Source organism: Hyphomicrobiales bacterium (genome assembly GCA_002869065.1).
Lineage (GTDB): Bacteria > Pseudomonadota > Alphaproteobacteria > Rhizobiales > Rhodobiaceae > Rhodobium.
The window spans coordinates 1411544-1431051 of sequence record PKTR01000002.1 but is presented as its reverse complement, the minus strand read 5'-3'; the positions used below and the strand labels follow the sequence as shown (position 1 = coordinate 1431051).

Genomic DNA, 19508 nt, shown 5'->3' with positions numbered 1-19508 from the left:
CGACCAGCCCCGTCAACCACCATTTGCGATGCTACCTTGGCCGACCCAAACCACCCCGGCAAGCGGACACAAAAAAGGCGGCCCGGAGGCCGCCTCATCTGTCGCAAAAACCGTAGGCTTAACTGGGCGCCCCATCGCGCTTTCCCAAAAAGCTGACAGACTTTTTGGATAAGAAAGCGTGCAAAAACAGAGTATTCCGTCCGGCACCGGATCCGATCCCCGCCGAACAACTGGCAGGACCGGATGCCGACGGGCTATTCCTCGATCTGCAGGTTCACGGCCTTCGGACCGCGACCGCGCCGGTCGGGCTCGGTCTCGTAGGTGATCCGCTGGCCGCTGTCGAGACCGTTCAGGCCGGACCGCTCCACCGCGGAGATATGCACGAACACATCCGCCTCGCCGGTATCCGGCGTGATGAAGCCATAGCCCTTGTCGGCCTTGAAGAATTTCACGGTACCCGGCTGACGCGGTCCACGCTCGACCGGTTCGCGGTCGCCACCGCGGAATCCGCCGCTGCGCTCGCCGCCACCGCCGCCATAACCGCCGCCACCGCCGAAACGATCGCCACCGCCACCGCCACCGCCGTAGCCTCCGCCGCCACCGTAGCGATCGCCGCCGCCACCGCCGAAGCGATCACCACCGCCGCCGCCACCGCCGAAGCGGTCGCCGCCACCGTAGCCGCCGCCCTCGCGGCGTCCGCCGCCGTAGCCGCCACCTTCACGACGGCCGCCACCATAACCGCCGCCACCGCGTCTGTTGTCTCGGGAATCGCCACCACGAGGCGGTCGATAGCCGCCATTTTCGTCATCATGCATCGTCTGAACGCCACCTGTTCCATCGCGCCGTCACGGACACGACCAGTCGTATTCCAAAGCGGCCCCTGCCGCCGGCTCACACGGCCTCGTGTTCGAGCGATGGAATAAGGGTGCGCATTTCTCGGCCGCCGCGCTGTCCGGGAAAATCCGCCGTCGAAACGTTGCCAGCAAGAAGTATGGCGTATCCACAGGCTTTCTTCAAGGAATTTCAATGGCCAACGGTTTGCCGGCTCGCAGAATGACGTGACAGGCTGCTCAAAAATTATGCATCAAAATTGAGGGATACTTGAAATAGGAAGTTTTCCAGAATGTTGTATTGCCTCGATGACGTTAAATGCAAATCTGCGTGGTGGGATTTCAAGGATAAAGAAAAGCTATACTCAAATTTCCGGTCCCGGGTCAGCCAGAAGCGATCCGTGCGGTTATTTTCGCTCTTGTCCGCGGAGACCTCGGCATCGCTGCGTGGTCCTGACCAATTGCCAACGGCGCGCCCGGTCTGGCCAGGCTGAACTTCGCCGTATCCGCTCGATGCGCGTAACCCGGCGTCGCACAAACGTGACTTGAAGCCGCCCGCTGCTTTCGGGAAACTTTTCTCAATGTGTCCGGCTGGTGGGGAGTTCAATGGCGCTGAAGAAGGAGACACTGCTGCGAAAGGCCCTTCGTATGGCCGGCCAAATCGCATTGGCCGCCGCACTGACCCTTGCGGCCGGCCCGACGGCAGCCGGCATCAAGGCGTCGCTGGTCGAGCGCGACTATCGCGTCCATGGCCGCAGCGCCAAGGCCGCCGTTTCCTTCATGAAGACCCGCCCCTTTCGTGGCGACTACGGTCCGGCGATGGCAAACATCCGGCCCAAATACGACCTGCGCATCGAGACGCGGCAAAAGGCGGGCCGCTGCACGGTGCGCTCGCTATCGCTCAGGATCCGCTTCACCATGACACTGCCGCGCGCCGTCCATCGTGCGTCGTTCGATCGCCGCACCCGGCGCGCCTGGGATTCCTTCCGCGCCTTCACCCGACGCCATGAATTGCATCACAAGACGATCTACATGGGCTGTCTCAATCGCTTTGTGAAAAAGGCCCGGCGCATGAGTTCGCCTCGCTCCTGCGCATCGTTGCAGCGCGAAATCCATCGCGCCCTGCGCGCCGCCGACCGGCAATGCGATGTCCGCCACAAGGCTTACGACAGGCGCGATTTCCGCCGACTGCCGAACCTCCCGCTATTCGTCAAGGCCCGCAGCGAGCGCTACCGGCACAGCAAACCGACCCGGCGCACGGCCGAGCGAAGAGGCCATGGCGCGGTCCCGGCCCGGCTCCCGAGCCCGTACCTTCGACGCGTTCGCGACGACCGTTAAGTCATGACAGAAAAAGGCAAACCGGGTCCGCTGCCGGTTTGTCACCTTGTCGCGCGGGGCAAACCTCGCTATGCAGCGGCAAAACAACCGCGCGAGGACCAAGCCCGTGGAGTCGACCCTGAAAGCCGCCGTCGTACCCGTCACCGGCTTCATGCAGAACTGCACGATCCTGTGGTGCACCGAGACCGGCAAGGGCGCTGTCGTCGATCCCGGCGGAGACGTCGACCGGCTTGTTGCCGAGATCGAAAACCAGGGCATCGAGATCGAAAAGATCTGGCTCACCCACGGCCATCTCGACCATGCCGGCGGCGCGACCGAACTGGCCGAGCGCCTCGGCGTCACCATCGAGGGCCCGCACGAGGGCGACCGTTTCCTGCTTGAAGCGATGGAAGAACAGGGCCAGCGCTTCGGCGCGTCCGGCGGCCGCAATGTCGAACCCGATCGCTGGCTGAGCGACGGCGACACCGTCAGCGTCGGCACCATCACCTTCAAGGTCATCCACTGCCCGGGCCACACGCCCGGTCACGTTGTGTTCTACGACGAGACCGCGCGTTTCGCCCTGGTCGGCGATGTGCTGTTCCAGGGATCGATCGGCCGCACCGACTTCCCGCGCGGCAACCACGCCGACCTGATTTCCTCGATCAAGGACAAGCTTCTGCCGCTCGGCGACGACGTCTCGTTCCTGCCGGGACACGGGCCGATGTCCACCTTCGGTGCCGAGCGGACATCCAACCCGTTCCTGACCTGACGCCCGCTGGCGTCGGCTACTCTGCCGCTGTCGCCGAGGCTGCCTCCACTGGGCGCAGCCCCGTGGTCACCAGCCCACCGGCACCGAACGCCTGATCGAGCGCGGCGCCCTTGCCGCCAACGGCACTGAGCACCAGAAGCCGGCCGTCCTTGCGGGCGATGAACACGCGCGCCCGGGCGCTCTCGCCGCCATCGACAGCCGTGCCGACCAGATCCGCGACCCGTCCCGTCATCGGCCCGAGCACGGCCTGTCGCTCCGAAGAGATCTTGCCGCCGCTCATGAGGGTTCCCGCGAGATAGCCCGCCGTGTCGGCAAACAGCGTATCGAAGGGAATCTTGCCGCTGTCGTCGGTGAGCGTGAGCGTCAGCGCATAGGCGCCGGCGCCGGTCATGCCCGAACGCCCATCGCGATGCCGCAACCGCCAGCTCACCACCTTGGTATCGGTGGATTCATCGAGCACCCAGCCCTGCGGGATACGCAGCCCGAAGCCGAGATCGGCAATCATGCGGATTTCGGCCGCAGGCGGCGGCGTCGAAGCAGCAGCAGGGGCCGTTTCGGCCGGCTCGACACGCGCCACCTCAACCGGCGCATCTGCAGCAACCGCTTCAGTCTTCGGCTCGGCATCGGGCACGACCGCCGGCGTTGTCGACCGCAAGGCCAGTTCCGCCTGCGCCATCTTTTCGGCCGGCGGAGCGGGAACAGTGGGCGCAACGGCGGGCGTCGCAGGTTTCGGCTCAACCGCCGCCGGCACTTCCGCGACGGTTTCCACAGCCTTTTGCGGGGCCGCCTGTTCAGACGCGTCCGGTTCCGCAGCGGGTTCAGCGGGCGCTTCCGGCTCGGTCGCAGCAACCGCAGGCGCAACCGGTTGGAACGCCGGTACATCGCCAGCGGGCTCTGCCTGTTTCTCCACCGCCGGCGCAGCCTCCGGCTCGTCACCTGCCCGACTGCGTGCCTCGATGGCCGCGCGGATCGCCGCCGGCAGTTTGACGTCGCTGCCGCCGCTACCCTGCTGTGCGGCATCCGCCTCTCGCGGCGTTGACTGCGCTTCGGCGGCTTTTTTCGGGCGCGGCGCAAAGCGGACATTTCGGATCGCGCGATCGAAAACCGCGCGGCTGTCGTCCCAGAATTCTTCCGGCGTGGAGAAGACGACCGTCAGCGGCGGCCGGCCAACGCGCGCCTCGGTGACGACCGTAACGCCGCGCAGACCGCTCGACTGCCAGTCGTAGCGCGTTGCGGGGACGCCGCTGATACGCGTCCGCGACGTGCCCACCAGACCATCGATGGTATCGGAAACGTCCTCCTGCGACCCGGTGCTGAGAAACAGACTGCTGCCGTCGTCACCCTCGTCGCCGACGAGGATTTCACCCGGCGCCGTGCCGGCGACCCAGGAGCCCGGCGCCTGGAACTGGAACGGACCGAGCCGATGCACCTGCCAGCTTTCCTGCGCGGCGCCCGATTGCGCAAAGCCCGGCGAAGCGGGCGTCAGTACCGTCGAAAAAAGCAGAAAGGCCCCCGTTGCAATCGCATGGCGGAACCGCCATTGCCGATCCCGTGTCGTACCGTGCCCCCGCACACCGCATCCGGTCATGCTGTTTTCCTTCTTCTGCCGCCGCGAATCGCGTCTTTGCCCCGCAACGGACCGTATCCTTGCCGCCTGCCGGCGCCAAACACCGCAGGCGGCTGAGGCAAGATTATGGCGCAACACGGCAAACAGCCGCGAACCCTGTGGCCGCGCGCGCGCTTCCGTGCTACCTCCGGCGCAGACGCGAACGGAAATGTTCAGGCAAGGAGCCGAGATGTCGGACGCCGAATTCGCCCTGCGCAAGGAGATCATCGCCGCCTGCCGGTCGATGAGCGCCCTCGACATCAATCAGGGCACCGCCGGCAATATCGGCGTGCGCCACGGCGACGGCCTGCTGATCACCCCGAGCGGCATTCCCTATGAGATGATGGCGCCGGAGGACATTGTCTGGCTCGGCTTCGACGGCAAGGTGGAGGGCATGCGCGCGCCGTCGTCCGAATGGCGCTTCCATCGCGACATTCTCGCTGCCCGCCCCGATATCAACGCCGTCGTCCACACCCACGCGCCGAACGCCACCGCGGTCGCCATGACCCGCCGCGACCTACCGGCGGTGCACTACATGATCGCGGCAGCCGGCGGCTCGACCATCCGCTGCGCGCCGTACGCAACCTTCGGCACCGAGGAGCTTTCCCGTCTCGCCCTCGAGGCGCTGGCCGACCGCACCGCCTGCCTTCTCGCCAATCACGGCATGATTGCCTGCGGACCAAGTCTCGACAAGGCGATGTGGCTTGCCGTCGAGATCGAGACGCTCGCTCGGCAATATGTCATCGCCTGCCAGCTCGGCGACCCGGTGATCCTCGACGACGACGAGATCGCCGTGGTGGTCGAGAAGTTCAAGACCTACGGGCCGCGCCGCAAGGACGCGCCGGCATGATGCAGCGGCGGACCGCATCATGACGGCCGGGTTCGGGCTCGAAAGACTGGGCCTGTGGTCGCTGCGCCATACCCGCGTGATGGCCGTTCTGGCCGTCATTCTCACGCTGCTGTCCGGGTGGGCTGCCTCCAAGCTCGAATTCCAGAGCAACATTCGCGAGATCTTCAAGTCAAACGCCGCCGACTACGCCGTTCTCGAAGATATGATCGCGCACTTTCCCGCGACCGAACACGACGTGATCGCTGTCGTCGAAGGCGACCTGTTCCGGCCCGACACGCTGGAGGATCTGCGCACGCTGCACCTCGAGCTTGTGCTGCTCGATGATGTCGACGCGGTCACCTCGGTTTTCTCCGCCTATCGCCCGCCCAACGAAAACGGCGACCTCGCGGCGCTGATCCCCGCCGATCTGAGCCCGCTCGACGAGGCCGGCTTCGACCATTTGCGCCGGGATCTCCTCGCTCACCCGCTGGTCACCGACAAGCTGCTGGCGAAGGACGGCCGCCTGGCGCTTTTCGTCGTATCGCTGGCACCCGGCGTCACCGCACTCGAAGCCGTCCGCGCCAAGGTCGATGAAATCCGCGGCCTCGGCACCGAAACGCTGACCGGCACCGGAGCTACCGTTCGCTATACCGGCATGCCGCAGATCCGGCTGACCATCGTCGACGCCCTGCAGCGCGATCAGAAGATCTTCCGCATCGTCGGCTTCTTCATCGGCATTTTCCTGACCTGGCTGTTCTTCCGCCGCCTCAGCTACGTCATCGTCGTCGCCGTGCCGGTGCTCACCGCCATCGTCTGGCAGCTCGGCGCCATGTGGCTGCTCGGCCAGTCGGTCAACATCATCACCGCCGTCGTGCCGACACTGGTCATGGTGCTGAGTTTTTCCGACGGACTGCACATGATGTTCGCTGCCGCGCGTAACCGCGAAAACGGCATGAGCGTGCGCGACGCGGTCGAGGCATCCGTGATCGATGTCGGCCCGGCCGCCGCCCTTACCTCGCTGACCACGACGCTCGCGCTTCTGTCGCTCGCCGTCGTACCGCATCCCTACATCGCCGGCTTCGGTCTTGCCGGCGCGATCGGAGCGACAATTGCCTTTTTCGGCGTGATCTTCCTGTTCCCGCTGCTCGCCGTCGCCGTCCTCAACCGCGTCGACGGCACAACGGCTGCCTTCGAACACGGCTGGATCGGGCATTTGAGCGTGCGTCTGTCGCGCCAGGCCGCCGCGATTTCCATAGGCCATCCGGGCACCGTGACCGTCGTGGCGGCCGTATTGACCGCGATTTGCGCCGGACTCTATCTCGCCAACCCGACCTACTACGACTACCGCAGCAATCTGCCGGTGAAGAGCGATGCCCTGATCGGCGTCAGCCGCATCGACGCGACACTTGCCGGTTCCGGCACCATGGCCGTCTACCTGACCATGCCCGAGGGCCAGGATGCGCTTGCTCCCGAAAGCCTCTCGCTCATTGCCGAGGCTCAGAAGGTCCTCGCCGCTGACCCGATGATCGGCACCACCTGGTCGCTGCAGGATGTCGTCGACTGGTACGAGAGCGGACAAAGGCCCACCGGCAGCGCGGCCGCCTTCCTCGCCGAAAACCGCGAGCATCTGGCGCGCCGCGTGATCGGCGCCGATGGCCGCTCTGCCCTTGTGACCGGTTACTTCCCCAATTCCGATGCCGCCGCCCTGCTGCCAGTGATCGAACGCCTCGAAAACGGGCTCGACACCCTGCGCGCCGCGCATCCCGACGCCACGATCCGGCTGACCGGGTTCGACCTTGTCGCCGCCCGCGCCAGCACCGCCATGATCCGGCAGCTCAACTACAGCCTGATCGGCGCGGTGGTGGTGATCATCCTGCTGATCGGCGTCGCGCTGAGATCGCGCGCGGCAACGCTGCTGTCGATCCTGCCGAACGTGTTGCCGATCGCGTTCGGCGGCGCCTTCCTCTATCTCAGCGATTTCGGCCTGCAATTCACCAGCGTCATCGCCTTCACCATCAGCTTCGGCATCGCCGTCGACAGCACCATCCACATGTTCAACCGCCACCGACTGATGCGCGCTGAAACCAGCGATCCCATCATGGCGCTGTCGCGCACCGTGACGACGCTCGGCCCGGTGCTGATCATCTCGACGGTGGTGCTGGTTCTCGGTCTCGGCACGACGGTGACGAGCCTGCTGCCGAACGTTCGCCTCTACGGATACGTGTCGGTGCTGGTTCTGATGGCCGCCTTCTTCGCCAACATCCTGCTGCTGCCGGCCCTGCTGACCCTGCACGCCCGCTGGCGTATGCGGCGAGAGCAGTCGCGCTAGCCCTTCCGGGAACGCGGGCAAAAAAAGAGCCGGAGATCCGCTCCGCGGAAGTCTCCGGCTGTTTAGTAGGCCCATACTTGCGAGGAGAACTGTACTCCCCCGGGGCCCTCTTGGATATCCATGGAATATTAGGGGGAAATGATAAAAATACGCATCATTTCCTATTCCGCAGCAGAAAATATGACTGAAATCTCGGCAATTCCCTCGACTTGTCCCTCGATGCGATCACCGGCCACGATCGGGCCGACGCCGGCCGGGGTGCCGGTATAGATCAGATCGCCCGGCGCCAGATGGTAGAAACGCGACAGATGCGCGATCACCTCGGCGACACTGTTGATCATGTCGGCGATGTCGGCCCGCTGGCGCATCTCGCCATTGACTGAAAGCTCGATCGCCCCGCTCTCGGGATGGCCGATATCGGCCGCCGGCACGATTTCGCTGAGGATCGCGGCATTCTCGAAGTCCTTGCCGAGATCCCACGGCCGCCGCTTGTCCTTGCCGTCCTGTTGACGGTCGCGCCGCGTCAGATCGATACCCGCCGCATAGCCGTAGACAATCGACAGGGCGTCTTCTTCGGCAACCCGGAACCCGACCGCGCCGATCGCCGCCACCAGCTCCATCTCGTAATGGCAGTTCGCGGTCTCCGGCGGATAGGGGATCGTCGAACCGGACGGCACATAGGCATGCGCCGACTTGGTGAAGTAGAACGGATCCTCCTTGTCCGGCTCGGTGCCCATCTCGCGCGCGTGCTCGGCGTAGTTTCGCCCGACGCAGAAGATGCGACCGATCGGATAGCGCAACGCACTGCCCTTCACCGGCGCGGCGGGAATGGGGCGGGCGGGAAAGACAAACGCGTCATTGGTCATCGCTGGGCACTCCGGAACCTTGCAAGCGGAACGCTTTCCCTTGCCACGGCGCATCATCGCCTCCAAGCGCTTTTTCCGCTTCAAGCGCGCCGTATGACCCGCTGAACCTGCCGAAAATCCGGATATTTGTGCAATGCACAAGCATCACAGAAGCATTTAATCGGCCAGGAACCGGGAGTGGACGCCATGTCGCAAATTTTTCATCGATGAGCGGTTGATTTCATCCCGCGTCCAAATGTTATACTGCCGCCACCACACACTTCGTCAGGCTAAAATGCGCTAATGCATGTCGTAAATGAACGCGCAATGAGTCAAGGTTAACTCAACAATAGCCAAACATAACTATCAAATAACGACGAATTAACACCTTCTTACAGCACAAAATACAATGGAGGCGTCGAGTAATATGTTCGACAACAAGAAGTCAGGGAGACTACACCCCAAGGTGCGCGAAGCCGAGGGCTTGATGAACGCCGGCCGCATGGACCGTCGCGAGTTCATCCGCATCGCTGCGCTGCTCGGTGTATCCGCCGGTGCGGCCTACGGAATGGCGGGCCTGCCGTCCCCGGCCTTCGCCGCCGACGGCACCATGCCGTTCCCGGCAGATGAAGCCGGCGCCAAGATGGGTGGCATCCTCAAGGTCGGCATGGAAATCCAGAAGATGGAAGATCCGGCGACCTATTCATGGGTCGAGATGTCGAACCAGACCCGCCACATGCTCGAGCATCTGGCGATGACCGGCCCGGACAACGTCACCCGCCCGATGCTCGCCGAGAAGTGGGAAGCTTCCGACGACCTCAAGACCTGGACCTTCTACCTGCGCAAGGGCGTCAAGTGGAACAACGGCGACGATTTCACCGCCGATGACATCATCTTCAACTTCACCCGCTGGCTCGACCCGACGCTTGGCTCGTCGAATGTCGGCCTGTCGACCTGCTCGGCAATGGTCGAGGAAGTCGAGACCGGCGAGAAGGACGACAAGGGTAACCCGAAGAAGGTCAAGAAGATGATCGCGGGTGCCATCGAAAAGGTGGACGACCACACGGTTCGTCTCAACCTGTCGAAGCCCGTTCTGTCGGTGCCCGAGGACATGTACAACTACCCGACGGCGATCGTGCACAGCAGCTTCAAGCCGCCGCTGTCGGACAATCCGATCGGCACCGGCCCGTTCAAGCTGGCCGAGCTGGCCGTCGGCGAAAAGTGCATCCTCAAGCGCGTCACCGACGTCGAATACTGGGGCGGCAAGGTCTATCTCGACGAGATTCACTACTACAACTTCTCCGACGACAACGCGCTGACCGCGTTCGCCGGCGGCGATGTCGACACCATCTACGAATTCGGCATCGAGCAGTACGAACTCGCCAAGGCCTTTGACGGCAACATCATTGAAGCCCGCACCGCGCAGAACCTGTGCTGCCGCATGCAGGTCGACAAGGCGCCGTTCGACGACCCGCGCATCCGCAAGGCCGTCACCATGGCCTGCGACAACTCGGTCGTGCGCGATCTCGTCTTCCAGGGCGGCGGCGACATCGGCGAGAACCATCACGTCGCGCCGGTCCATCCGGAATACTTCGCCCTGCCGGCACTCAAGCGCGACATCGAAGGCGCCAAGAAGCTGCTCGCCGAAGCCGGTCACCCGGACGGCATCGAGCTGACCATCGACGTCGGCAACACCGACGGCCCGTGGCACCAGACGGTCGTCGAGATCATGCGCGACCAGATGAAGGACGCCGGCATCACGCTCAACATCAACGTGCTGCCGTCCTCGAAGTTCTGGGAGATCTGGGACAAGACCCCGTTCGGCGCCGTTGCCTGGACCCATCGCCCGCTCGGCACCATGGTGCTGTCGCTCGGCTACCGCACCGGTGTGCCGTGGAACGACTGCCACCTCGCCGATCCGGCATTCGATGCCGCGCTGGATGATGCCGAGGCCACCCTCGACGTCGAAGAGCGCCGCAAGAAGATGGAGAAGGTCGAGAAGATCCTGCAGGACCACAATGTGATGGTCATGCCGATCTGGCGCCCGCTGTTCTCGATCGCCGCCAAGAAGGTCAAGGGCATCAAGCTGCACCCGACGAACTATCATCAGTTCAACAAGGTGTGGCTCGACGCCTAACCCAACCGAATGACGACGCCCCGGCGACACCGCCGGGGCGTTTCCCTTTTCATCCGCAGACACTCTGTGGACCAGCCAGGCGGCGGGAAAACCGGCATCGCGCCGTTCCCTGTTCGCCGCAGTGAAAAATACGGGCTCGACCCATGGTGAAATTGATTCTCCGCCGCCTCGCCCAGATGGTGCTGATCATGGCGGCGGTTTCGCTGATCCTGTTCCTCGTCTTCGATAGCGACAAGTTCAAGAAACAGATTGCGACCGCCGAACTCGGCGGCTTCGCCGTTTCCGCCCTGTCCGACGACGACTATCAGGCGTGGCTCGCCAAGAAGGGCCTCGATGTGCCGTTCTACACCCGCTACGCCAAGTGGGTCGGGGACGTCGTCCACGGCGATTTCGGGCAGTCGTTCGAAAAGAACGGCCCGGTCGGCCCGATCCTGCTCGACAGGCTGGCGAATACCGGCATTCTCGCCTTCTGGGTCTTCGCCCTGATGATTCCCATATCGCTGATACTTGGCGTATTGGCCGGCATGAAGGAGGGGTCCTTCCAGGACCGATCGATATCCTTCCTGTCGGTATTCACCACCTCGATCCCGGAAATCGCCACCGCGATCTTCCTGACCATCATTTTCGCGCTCGGCCTCAAATGGCTGCCCGCCAAATCGGCGATGATCGGCGGCTTCGACGGCTGGCAGCTGGTACTGCCGGTGCTCACCCTGGTGCTCTACGATTTCGGCTATGTGGCGCGCATGACCCGAGCCTCGATGGCCGAGGTGATGACCTCGCAATACATACGCACCGCCGTGTTGAAGGGCCTTCCCTACCGCCGCGTGATCATGAAACACGCGCTGAGAAACGCGCTCATCGCGCCCTTCACGGTGATCGTGCTGCAGCTCAACTGGCTCTTGTCGGGCGTCGTCGTGGTCGAGGTCTTCTTCGAGTATGACGGCTTCGGCAAGATGCTGCTCGAGGCCGCCCTGTTCGGCGACATATACGTCATCCAGGCCGGCACCCTCGTTGCGGTCTTCGTCGCGGTGTTCTCGCAGATCATCTCCGACGTCGGCTACACCTTCCTCAACCCGCGCATCCGCTTCGCTTGAGAGGGGTGAAAACAATGAGCATCGACACGACAATGCCCGCCCCCACCCTGGTCGAACGCCTGTCGCGACCGCGTGTGGTGATCGCCCTTCTCCTGGTCATGTGGGCGCCGCTCATGACCTATGTCATGGCCGGCCGCCAGCTCGGCGACACCGCCGACCTCGTGCTGTTGCCGGCGATCCCCGCGACCCTGATCCTCTATCTGCTCGCCGTCACCAACTGGCGCGAGTCGAAGACGGCCCTCATTGGCGTAACGCTGGTCTTCTTCTGGCTGTTGATGGCGGTAAGCGCGCCCTACCTGCCGCTCGTCGACCCCAACAAGCCGCTCGCACCGTTCGCCGTTCCCGGCACCGAGAAGATGGTCTCGCTAGACGGCATGCGCCAGGAAGTCACCTTCTGGCTCGGCTCCGACTTCAAGGGCCGCGACATGCTTTCGCGCGCCATCTGGGGTTGCCAACGCGTCATCGTGTGGGGCGTCACCGCGACCACCGTCGCCTATGTCGTCGGCACGATGTTCGGCCTGATCGCCGGCTATCTCGCCGGCTGGTGGGATGAGATCATCTCCTTCATCGCCAACATCTTCCTGTCGTTCCCGGTGATGGTGCTGTTCATCGTCATCCTGAACTATCTCGGCCCCAGCGGCTTCAACATCGTCATCGCCGTGACCTTTGCCTCGGCACCGGCGATCATGCGTATCGTTCGCGGCCTCGCCCTCGACATCAAGACGCGCGACTACGTCTTCGCCGCCCAGACACGCGGCGAGAGCGCATTGTGGATCATGGTCATCGAGCTGCTGCCCAATGTTCGCGGCCCGATCATCGTCGATGCCTGCCTGCGGCTTGGCTACACCACGGTGGCGATCACCACGCTGACCTTCCTCGGCCTCGGCCTGCAGCCGCCCGATCCCGACTGGGGTCTGATGATCAAGGAATCGGCCAAGACCGCCATGCTGTGGAAGTTCTCCTACATGCTGGTGGTGCCGGCGCTGTCGGTGTCGAGCCTCATCCTCGGCTTCAACCTGCTGGCCGACGGCCTGCGCGAAATGAGCCTTCGGGACTAAGGGGAAAAGACAATGAACGAACAGACCCCGGTCCTCGAGTGCCGCGACCTGTGCATCTCCTACTTCACCCGGGCGGGCGAAATTCCCGCCGTGGTGGACTTCAATCTCAAGCTGATGCCGGGCGAAGCGCACGGCATCGTCGGCGAGTCCGGCTGCGGCAAGTCGACGGTGGCGCTCGCCATCATGCAGTACATGGGCAAGAACGGCGCCATCGTCAGCGGCGAGATCCTGTTCGAGGGGCGCGACATGCGCACCATGAGCCAGGAAGAACTGCGCCAACTGCGCGGCTCCAAGATCGCCATGGTCTATCAGGAGCCGATGGCCTCGCTGAACCCGGCCATGCTGATCGGCGAGCAGCTCACCGAGGTGCCGATCTACCACGACAATCTCTCCGCCGAGGACGCCTGGGCGAAGGCCGAAGCGCTGCTCGAACGGGTCAAGCTGCCCGATCCGGCGCGCATCATGAACTCCTATCCGCACCAGATCTCGGGTGGTCAGCAGCAGCGCGTCGTTATCGCCATGGCGCTGCTGTCGAACCCGAAACTGCTGCTGCTTGACGAACCGACCACCGCGCTCGACGTCACCGTCGAAGCCGGCATCGTCGACCTGATCAAGGAGATCGCCGAGGAGTTCGGCACCTCCATGATCTACATCTCGCACAATCTCGGCCTGATCCTGGAGACCTGCGACCGCATCACCGTGATGTATTCCGGCGAGGCCGTCGAAGTCGGCGACGTCAACACCGTGTTCAACGCCATGCGCCATCCCTATACGCGCGGCCTGTTCGCTTCGATCCCGCTGCCTGGCGCCGACAAGAACGCCCACCCGCTGGTTGCCATTCCCGGCCAGTTGCCGTTGCCGCATGAACGCCCGGACGGCTGCTATTTCGGCCCGCGCTGCGACTACTTCCAGGCCGGCGTCTGCGAACCGGGCCTGATCTCGATGCGTGAGACCGGCGCCGGCTCCAACCACTTCGTGCGCTGTCCGCGTTTCGCCGAGATCGACTGGGACGTCGATATCGCCGCCGCCAAGGCGCAGGAAAGCGTCGAGGCCGGCGAGGTGGTGCTGCGTGTCGAGGACATGACCAAGCATTACGAGATCGAGGAAAGCGGCCTCTTCGTGTTCGGCGAGCCAAAGACGGTCAAGGCGAACGAACAGCTCAACTTCCTCGCCCGCGAAGCCGAAACCGTCGCCATCGTCGGTGAATCCGGCTGCGGCAAGTCGACCTTCGCCAAGGTGCTGATGGGGCTCGAAGACGCGACTTCGGGGCAGGTCATGCTCGGTGATATCGAGCTTGGCTCACTGCCGGTCGACAAGCGCGGTGCCCGCACCATCGCCGACCTGCAGATGGTCTTCCAGAACCCGTTCGACACGCTCAATCCGAGCCACACCGTCGGCGGCCAGATCGCCCGCGTGATTCGCAAGTTCGGCGTCGAGTCCGATCCCGACAAGATCGAGGAACGCGTGCTTGAGCTGCTCGACATCGTCAAGCTGCCGCGCGACTTCGCCAAGCGCCGACCGCGCCAGCTTTCCGGCGGCCAGAAACAGCGCGTCGGCATTGCCCGCGCCTTTGCCGGCAATCCGAAGGTGGTGATCGCCGACGAACCGGTATCGGCGCTCGACGTGTCGGTGCAGGCCGCCGTCACCGAGCTGTTGATGGACATCCAGCGCGAACACCGCACGACGCTGTTGTTCATCAGCCACGACCTTTCGGTGGTGCGCTATCTCGCTGACCGCATCGTCGTCATGTATCTCGGCCAGATCATGGAGCAGGGCGACACCGAGGTAATCTTCTCGCCGCCCTATCATCCCTACACCGAAGCGCTCCTTTCGGCGGTGCCTATCGCCGACACCCACATCAAGAAGCGCAAGATCGTGCTGAGCGGCGAAATGCCCTCGCCGTCCAACCCGCCGGCGGGCTGCCCCTTCTGCACGCGCTGCCTCTACGCGATCGAGGGAACCTGCGAGAACGAAGTGCCGCCGACGCGCGATTTCGGCAACGGCCACCGCATCGCCTGCCATCTGCCGATGGACATGCTCAGCGCCATGAAACCGGTCATCGCGTCCGCCGACACGGCCGGGCCGGAGCTCGCCGACGCGTGAGCGAAAATCGGCTTTCGGACGATGTAGTTTTCGCCCGAAAGCCTGTGTAGAGTGCGCAGCAAAAGACGGTTCAACCCGCAGGGAGGTTCACGGCCATGCTGCCCACCGCAGAGTCCTACGACGCGCTGGTCAAGGCATTTCGCTGGCAGGTGCCGGAGAAATACAACATCGCGGTGAGCGCCTGCGATTCCTGGGCGGCCCGCGAACCGGACCGCACCGCCATCCTGTTTCATCGCGACGACGGTTCCACCGAAACGGTGACCTACGGCCGGCTCGCGCGCGATTCCAACAAGCTGGCGAATGCGTTGCGCGCCTATGGCGTCGAACGCGGCAACCGGGTCGGACTCTTGCTGCCGCAGCACCCGGCGACTGCCATTTCCCATCTCGCGGTCTACAAGCTTGCCGCCGTCGCCGTGCCGCTCGCCGCCCTGTTCGGCGTCGAGGCCCTGCAGTACCGGCTGGAAAACTCCGGCGCCCGCGTGCTGATCACCAACGCCGCAGGGGCCGAAAAGGTCGCCCAGATCCGCGATCAGTTGCCCGGTCTTTCCCTCGTCGTTTCCATCGACGGCCCCGGGCCCGGCGCGGTTTCCTTCCACGAGCTGCTCGCCGAGGCCTATGACGCCTTCTATGTCGAGGAAACCGGACCCGACGACCCGGCGATGATGATCTACACCTCCGGCACCACCGGGCCGCCGAAGGGCGCGCTGCACGGCCATCGCGTGCTGCTCGGCCATTTGCCCGGCATGCAGATGAGCCACGAGTTCCTGCCCCAGCCGGGCGACGTCCTTTGGACGCCGGCGGACTGGGCCTGGGCCGGCGGGCTGCTCAACATCCTGCTGCCCGGCCTGCATCTCGGCGTGCCGGTCGTCGCCCACAAATTCGAGAAATTCGACCCCGAGAAAGCCTACGCGCTGATGGCGCAATATGGCGTGCGCAACACCTTCATCCCGCCAACGGCGTTGAAGATGCTGCGCGCGGTGCCTGATCCGCTGAAGACCTTCAAGCTCGACCTGCGAACCGTGGGCTCGGGCGGCGAGGCGCTCGGCGGCGATACCTACGAATGGGCGCGCGAGACGCTCGGCCTGACGATCAACGAGTTCTACGGCCAGACGGAATGCAATCTGGTGCTGTCGTCCTGCGCCAAGATTGGCGTCAGCCGCGCCGGCGCCATCGGCATGCCGGTGCCGGGCCACGACGTCGCCGTCATCGACAACGAGGGCAACCGCCTGCCGGCCGGCAGCCTCGGCCAGATCGCGGTCGCCCGCCCCGACCCGGTGATGTTCCTGCACTACTGGGACAACATGGAAGCGACCGAGAAGAAATTCATCGGTGACTGGATGCTGACCGGCGACCAGGGCACCATGGACGACGACGGCTACATCCACTTTGTCGGCCGCGACGACGACGTCATCACCTCGGCCGGCTACCGCATCGGTCCGGGTGAGATCGAGGACTGTCTTTCGAGCCACCCGCAGATCGCGCTTGCCGCCGTGGTCGGCAAGCCGGACCCCATGCGCACCGAGATCATCAAGGCCTATGTTGTGGTGAAGCCGGGCACCAAGCAGGACGACGCCCTCGTCGACTCGATCAAGAGCCATGTCCGCACGCGGCTTTCCGCGCACGAATATCCGCGCGAGATCGCCTTCGTCGACAGCATCCCGCTGACCACCACCGGCAAGGTCATCCGCCGGCTGTTCCGCCAGCGCGCGATCGAGGAAGCCGCCGCCGAGGGCGACAACGCCGGGTAACCGGCGAGGTGTGGTGGACGATCTGCGTCAGCGGCCGTTCGCTTCCTCGCCGCTGTCGGTTCCGAACAACACGCCGTCATAGGCGGCGTGGAAAACGGCCGTGATGACCGTCAGGCTTGCCAGTCCGAGGAAAAAAGTGGCCGCAAACGAGAGGCCGAGGAAAACGAAGTTCGTGCCGTAGACGTCGAGCGGCACGACGAAGAGGAGCGCTTTTATGGCGAGCCTTGCCGCGAGCATCAGTGCCGCAAGCACCACCGACCAGCCGAAAATCCCGCCCACATAGGGCCGCGTCACCGACCAGCCGTTGCGAAAGCTGCGCCACGAATAGTCGAGCGCGACCCCCGGCAGGACGGGCGACATCCGCAAGGCAACATACGCCCCCGCGACCACCGCAACCGGCCACACGAGAGCGGCGACAAACGGCAGGCCGGAGAGCGCTGCGGCGACATCACCAAGCACGCTGACGAAAAACCCGACCCCGATCCCCGCCGCGATCAGGCCAATTGCGGTGAGAAAATAGCCCAACGCGGCAAAACCCGGCAGCACGCTCCGCCAGCCAGGCTTTTCCCCGAGCAGGAAGAAGCGGTGCCAGGCCACCGCCAGAGCGCCCCACAAAACGCCGGCGACCAGCACGATCACGATGAGCACGCCGAGGTAGGGCGGATCGGCATCGATCGCAAGCGGCGTCACCGCGATGCTGGCCGCGCCATAGGCGGTGAGATGAATGCACACCAGCACGGCTAGGAACAGCGGCGCGGCAAGCGTGCGGATCACCGGATAGTGTCGCACCACATCGTTGAGCGCGAAGCGCGCCAGCGAGAAATCGAGGAAAGAGCCGAGTCCCGGCCGAGGTTCTTGCATATCCGCCCCATGATCCCGCACGCGCACCAGCCCCACGCGCCGCGCCGATTGCAGGATGAGCGGACAAGCTTACGGTCCGACCGCTTGAAAACCCCTTAAAGCCCCGATCGGGCCGGGACGGCGGACCCGTCTAGGCAGGCACATCTCCGCCGTCGCGGTCTGCATCTTCGCCATCATTCGCGCTGACCCGGAACAGCTCCGACATCACGGTCAGATCGGCGAACAGGAGGAAATAGTTGATCGGCGTCAGGATCACGGCGCCGAGCATCGCCGTGCCGTAAGCGCCGAAGGGAAGCGACCTGCCGAAGACCAGCGAAATCAGCTGAAGCGCGACGGAAACCGCGAAAACAACCACGATCCAGCCGAGGATCGCATTCGAATAGGGCCGCGTCTTTCGCCACGCATCCTTGAAACCAAGCCAGGGCAGCTCCAGCGCAGCGCGCGGCAGAACCGGCGAAAAACGCAGCGCGAAATAGGTGGCGAGAGGCATCATGGCGACGCTGACAAGCAAGACGAGAAAGACGCTCCCCGATGTCAGCGTGATCACCGACACCAATATCGCAACCGGCAACACGATCAGCGCCAACAGCAGGAACAACATCAGAGACACGAGGAAATAGCGGAACTCGCGCTTTCCCGGGACCAGACTGCCAACCGACGGCTCTTCCCGCAACAGGATCAGCCGGTGCCACGCGGTCGCCGCGCCGAGCCAGAGCACCGCCTCGATCAGCAGGATGACGAATTCCGTGCCGGACACCGAGGAAACCGCGCTCATACCGTCCGGCGCGAACGCGATCACAGCGGCGTTCTTGGCGGCGAAATGGGTCCGGATCAGAGCCAGGACGAAAAGCGGCGCAACGAGCAGCACGACGAACCGCAGATTCGCGGAAACGAAGGAAACGACGAAACGGGCAAGCGTGAAATCAAGCATTCAATACGGCTCCGGCAGGATCAGGCACTGCACCGCAAATACAGGCCCCGGTTGCAGCGCGCACAAGGTGCCACGCCCGCAAAACACGCACAAGCCTCAGCCCGAAAATCGCGTCGAAGCCGCGCATGACGACACTGGCGAGACGGCTAGAGCGCCGTCCAGCCGCCATCGACCGAGAGCGTCGTGCCCGTCATCTGGCGTGCGCCGTCGCCGCAGAGAAACACGGTCAGCGCACCGAGCTCGGCAACGTCGACGAACTCCTTCGTCGGCTGGCGTTCCAGCATCACCTCGCGGATCACCGTGTCACGGTCCATGCCGTGCGCCTTCATCTGATCCGGGATCTGCTTTTCGACCAGCGGCGTCATCACATAACCCGGGCAGATCGCGTTGCAGGTAATGCCCTTTTCGGCGAGCTCCAGCGCCACCGTCTTGGTCAGCCCGACCATGCCGTGCTTTGCCGCCACATAGGCCGCCTTGAACGGCGAGGCGGTCAACCCGTGCGCCGAGGCTATGTTGACGATGCGGCCCCAGCCGGCCGCCTTCATGCCAGGCACCGCGGCGCGGATCGTGTGGAAGGCAGACGAGAGGTTGATCGCCAGCACCGCGTCCCACTTCCCGACCGGGAAGTCCTCGACCGGCGCGACATACTGGATGCCCGCATTGTTGACGAGAATATCGACCGCGCCGAACTTCCCGGCCGCGGTTTCGATCAGGCCCGCACACGCCTCCGCGTCCGACATGTCGGCTGAGACGTAATGCGCGCCGACCCCATGCTGGGCGGCGAGACGCTCGGCCAACGCATGGTCCTCGGCGCTGTCGGTGAACGAGTTCAGCACCACGTTGCAGCCGGCAGCTGCGAGCGCCTCGGCGATGCCGAGACCAATGCCGGATGTCGAGCCGGTGATGACGGCGGTCTTTCCCTTGGGCATGGCGGGTTTCCGGTTGCTGGGGCCCGACATGGGAGCTGCGGGCGCAATGAGACATGCTGGCCGCGCGCGCGAAGCGGCAGCCGATTCTGCCGCCCATGTCACGGTGTCGCGGCGCGCTTGTC

General features: G+C 64.3%; 15 protein-coding genes. 9 read left to right on the top strand and 6 right to left on the bottom strand.

What is annotated here, in order from left to right; genetic code table 11:
* Positions 1-254: 254 nt before the first annotated feature.
* The gene (locus C0606_10280; protein ID PLX38565.1) at positions 255-815 is read right to left on the bottom strand and encodes a cold-shock protein; all 561 of its coding nucleotides are present in this window, start codon (positions 813-815) and stop codon (positions 255-257) included.
* A gap of 621 nt (positions 816-1436) precedes the next feature.
* Between C0606_10280 and C0606_10275 the strand changes: the two genes are divergently transcribed.
* Both C0606_10275 and C0606_10270 read left to right on the top strand, forming a co-directional pair.
* The gene (locus C0606_10275) at positions 1437-2168 is read left to right on the top strand and encodes a hypothetical protein (GenBank protein PLX38564.1); all 732 of its coding nucleotides are present in this window, start codon (positions 1437-1439) and stop codon (positions 2166-2168) included.
* 70 nt (positions 2169-2238) lie between these two features.
* Positions 2239-2916, top strand: a complete 678-nt coding sequence (locus C0606_10270; GenBank protein PLX38563.1) for an MBL fold metallo-hydrolase — start codon at positions 2239-2241, stop codon at positions 2914-2916.
* Between the two features lie 16 nt (positions 2917-2932).
* Here C0606_10270 and C0606_10265 read toward each other — a convergent pair whose 3' ends face one another.
* On the bottom strand, positions 2933-4504 hold the full coding sequence (locus C0606_10265; GenBank protein ID PLX38562.1) for a hypothetical protein: 1572 nt from the start codon (positions 4502-4504) through the stop codon (positions 2933-2935).
* 208 nt (positions 4505-4712) lie between these two features.
* Between C0606_10265 and C0606_10260 the strand changes: the two genes are divergently transcribed.
* Positions 4713-5372, top strand: coding sequence for a class II aldolase (locus tag C0606_10260; GenBank protein ID PLX38561.1), 660 nt, complete (start codon positions 4713-4715; stop codon positions 5370-5372).
* A gap of 19 nt (positions 5373-5391) precedes the next feature.
* Positions 5392-7680, top strand: a complete 2289-nt coding sequence (locus C0606_10255; GenBank protein PLX38560.1) for a hypothetical protein — start codon at positions 5392-5394, stop codon at positions 7678-7680.
* A gap of 161 nt (positions 7681-7841) precedes the next feature.
* Here C0606_10255 and C0606_10250 read toward each other — a convergent pair whose 3' ends face one another.
* The gene (locus C0606_10250; protein PLX38559.1) at positions 7842-8546 is read right to left on the bottom strand and encodes a fumarylacetoacetase; all 705 of its coding nucleotides are present in this window, start codon (positions 8544-8546) and stop codon (positions 7842-7844) included.
* A 406-nt stretch (positions 8547-8952) separates the two neighbouring features.
* On the opposite strand from C0606_10250, the gene C0606_10245 reads away from it, so the two are divergent.
* The 5 genes from C0606_10245 (at position 8953) to C0606_10225 (ending at position 16665) form a co-directional block, all read left to right on the top strand.
* Positions 8953-10662, top strand: a complete 1710-nt coding sequence (locus tag C0606_10245) for an ABC transporter substrate-binding protein (GenBank protein ID PLX38793.1) — start codon at positions 8953-8955, stop codon at positions 10660-10662.
* Positions 10663-10805: 143 nt separating this feature from the next.
* Positions 10806-11756, top strand: coding sequence for an ABC transporter permease (locus C0606_10240; GenBank protein PLX38558.1), 951 nt, complete (start codon positions 10806-10808; stop codon positions 11754-11756).
* 125 nt (positions 11757-11881) lie between these two features.
* On the top strand, positions 11882-12814 hold the full coding sequence (locus C0606_10235) for an ABC transporter permease (GenBank protein ID PLX38792.1): 933 nt from the start codon (positions 11882-11884) through the stop codon (positions 12812-12814).
* Positions 12815-12826: 12 nt separating this feature from the next.
* A complete protein-coding gene (locus C0606_10230) occupies positions 12827-14917 on the top strand; it encodes an ABC transporter ATP-binding protein (GenBank protein ID PLX38557.1) in 2091 nt (696 codons plus the stop codon).
* Positions 14918-15012: 95 nt separating this feature from the next.
* Positions 15013-16665: an AMP-dependent synthetase gene (locus C0606_10225; GenBank protein ID PLX38556.1), complete on the top strand. Its 1653-nt coding sequence runs from the start codon at positions 15013-15015 to the stop codon at positions 16663-16665.
* A gap of 27 nt (positions 16666-16692) precedes the next feature.
* Here C0606_10225 and C0606_10220 read toward each other — a convergent pair whose 3' ends face one another.
* From C0606_10220 to C0606_10210, 3 genes are all read right to left on the bottom strand, one after another.
* The gene (locus tag C0606_10220) at positions 16693-17526 is read right to left on the bottom strand and encodes a hypothetical protein (protein PLX38555.1); all 834 of its coding nucleotides are present in this window, start codon (positions 17524-17526) and stop codon (positions 16693-16695) included.
* A 130-nt stretch (positions 17527-17656) separates the two neighbouring features.
* On the bottom strand, positions 17657-18457 hold the full coding sequence (locus C0606_10215) for a hypothetical protein (GenBank protein PLX38554.1): 801 nt from the start codon (positions 18455-18457) through the stop codon (positions 17657-17659).
* A 146-nt stretch (positions 18458-18603) separates the two neighbouring features.
* On the bottom strand, positions 18604-19386 hold the full coding sequence (locus C0606_10210) for a 3-hydroxybutyrate dehydrogenase (GenBank protein PLX38553.1): 783 nt from the start codon (positions 19384-19386) through the stop codon (positions 18604-18606).
* Between the last annotated feature and the right edge of the window lie 122 nt (positions 19387-19508).